The organism is Collinsella sp. TF09-1AT, from assembly GCF_003436895.1.
Classification (GTDB): domain Bacteria; phylum Actinomycetota; class Coriobacteriia; order Coriobacteriales; family Coriobacteriaceae; genus Collinsella.
The window spans coordinates 1-2,204 of the sequence record NZ_QSRC01000017.1; the positions used below are offsets into that span (position 1 = coordinate 1).

1 protein-coding gene and 1 rRNA gene are annotated in these 2,204 nt (G+C 56.4%); both read right to left on the minus strand.

Annotated elements, in window-relative coordinates; genetic code table 11:
• Nucleotides 1-160 precede the first annotated feature (160 nt).
• Nucleotides 161-1,855, minus strand: coding sequence for a phospho-sugar mutase (locus DXC90_RS09410; protein WP_117735744.1), 1,695 nt, complete (start codon nucleotides 1,853-1,855; stop codon nucleotides 161-163).
• A gap of 245 nt (nucleotides 1,856-2,100) precedes the next feature.
• Nucleotides 2,101-2,204: ribosomal RNA gene (gene rrf, locus DXC90_RS09415) — 5S ribosomal RNA — on the minus strand; the annotation flags it as partial.

A 2,204-nucleotide genomic window follows, 5' to 3' on the forward strand; every position in this document is an offset into this window, starting at 1 on the left:
AGATATATTGCCAGACCGGAGGGGCCCCGGGGGCGGGAATCTGGGCGCACACATTTCCTACACAGTTTTGATTCTCAGTTGTGTTTGCCAGTAATAAAGAGGGAACCTCGTTTCCGAGATCCCCTCCTCCGTCTAACTATAGAAATAGGCTTTCAAAGCCTTAGGCCAACAGCTTGCGACCGGACTCTTCAATCGCGTCAAGTGCTGCATCAGCCTCGGCGGCATCCGCGCCCTTTGCGAAGATGTACAGCTTAATCTTGGGCTCGGTGCCAGAAGGACGAACAATACCCTTGTTGCCACCCTCAAGATCGAACTCAATGACGTTAGCCCTCGGCAGGCCGTTCACGCAGGTGTTGTAATCCACGGCGGCCTCAATCTTGGAACCGGCGAGCTCCGCGGGCGGGTTCTCGCGCAGACCAGCCATGATGCCGGCCATCTTTGCCGCACCCTCAGCGCCCGGATAGCTCAGCGAAATCGTCTTGTTGTGATAGTAGCCATACTTCTCGTACAGCTCGTGCATCGCATCGGCGAGGTTCTTGCCCTGGAGCTTGTAATACTGCGCCATCTGGCAAATCAGAAGCGAAGTGCTCACGGCGTCCTTGTCGCGCACGTGGTCGCCGGCCAGATAGCCGTAGCTCTCCTCGAAACCGAAGATAAAGCGATCGACCTCGCCAGCATCGGAAAGAGAAGTAATGATGTCGCCGATGTACTTGAAGCCCGTCAGGCAGCGGCGGAGCTCAAAACCGTACTCGTCGGCCAAAGCGTCAACCATGGCGGAAGAAACGATAGTAGTAACGGCAACCTTCTTAGTGAGGTCCTCACCGCGGGCAGCACGGGTCTTGCAGATATAGTCGAGGAGCAGAACGCCCATCTCATTGCCGGTCAGCAGCAGATAGTCATCGCCATTCTTAACGGCAACGCCAACACGGTCGGCGTCAGGATCTGTTGCAAGCAGCAGATCGGGGTGAACCTGTTCGCACAGGTCGATGCCCTTCTGCATGGCCTGACGGATCTCGGGGTTTGGATACGGGCAGGTCGGGAAATCGCCGTTAGGCTCCTTCTGCTCGGGAACAACCGTTACATCGGTGATGCCAGCACGCTCGAGCACCGTGGTAACGGGAATGAGGCCGGTACCATTCAACGGCGTATAGACAAGCTTGAGCGGTGCGCCGGCAATCTCCTCAGCAGAAAGATTCGTAACGCCGCGCGCGAGTACGGCGTCGTAATAACGCTCGAGGCACGAGTCATCGATCCATTTGACCAGGCCCTGCTCAAGAGCCTCATCGAAGTCCATGGACTTCACTCCGGTGAACGTATCGGTCTCGGCGATGGCCTTAGAAATTGCATCGGCGGCCTCGCTGGTTATCTGGCAGCCGTCGGGGCCATAGGCCTTATAGCCGTTATACGGCGCCGGGTTATGACTAGCGGTCATGCAAATGCCACCGGAACACTTAAGATCACGAACAGCCCAGGAAAGCGTCGGCACAGGAGAAATCTTGGGATACACAAGGGCAGTCACACCGTTTGCTGCAAGAATGGCAGCCGTCATCTTAACGAACAGCTCACCTTTATTGCGGCTATCGCGAGCGATGGCGACCGTCGGATGCTCGAAGGTCGCATTGAGGTAGTCAGCGAATCCCTGGGTCGCACGACCGACCGTATAGATATTCATACGGTTAGTGCCTGCACCGATAGTGCCGCGAAGACCAGCAGTACCGAAGGCGAGATCCTGGAAGAAAGCGTCGGTGATGGCGTCCTCATCACCCTGCTCCTTCATCGTGTTGAGCTCAGCGAGGAGCTCCTCGTCCTTGACATTGGCAATCCAAGTATCAAGCAGCTCATGAACATCTGCCATGTGAGTCCTTCCGTCACAATCAATAAAACGACCCGTGTAAAACAGGACAAGCGCGTCAGTGCGCTAAAGCAAATATTAGTCCATTGAGAACAGAGAACCGACCACAGAACGGTGAACGTCTATATTAAGCGGTGGATGATTAAATTGATTTAATTGCATAAGGAATGTTGCCCATTAACGCAAAAAAGGGGGAGGCCGCGAGGCCTCCCCCTTCTAAGTTCGCTGACGGCTCGGTGCCGTCCACCGGTCAGCGGCGCCCTGGCCTCCCACGGGCTGGCCCCGCAGTACTCTCGGCGCGATGGGGCTTAGCTTCCGGGTTCGGAACGGGACCGGGCGTGCCCCCCATGCT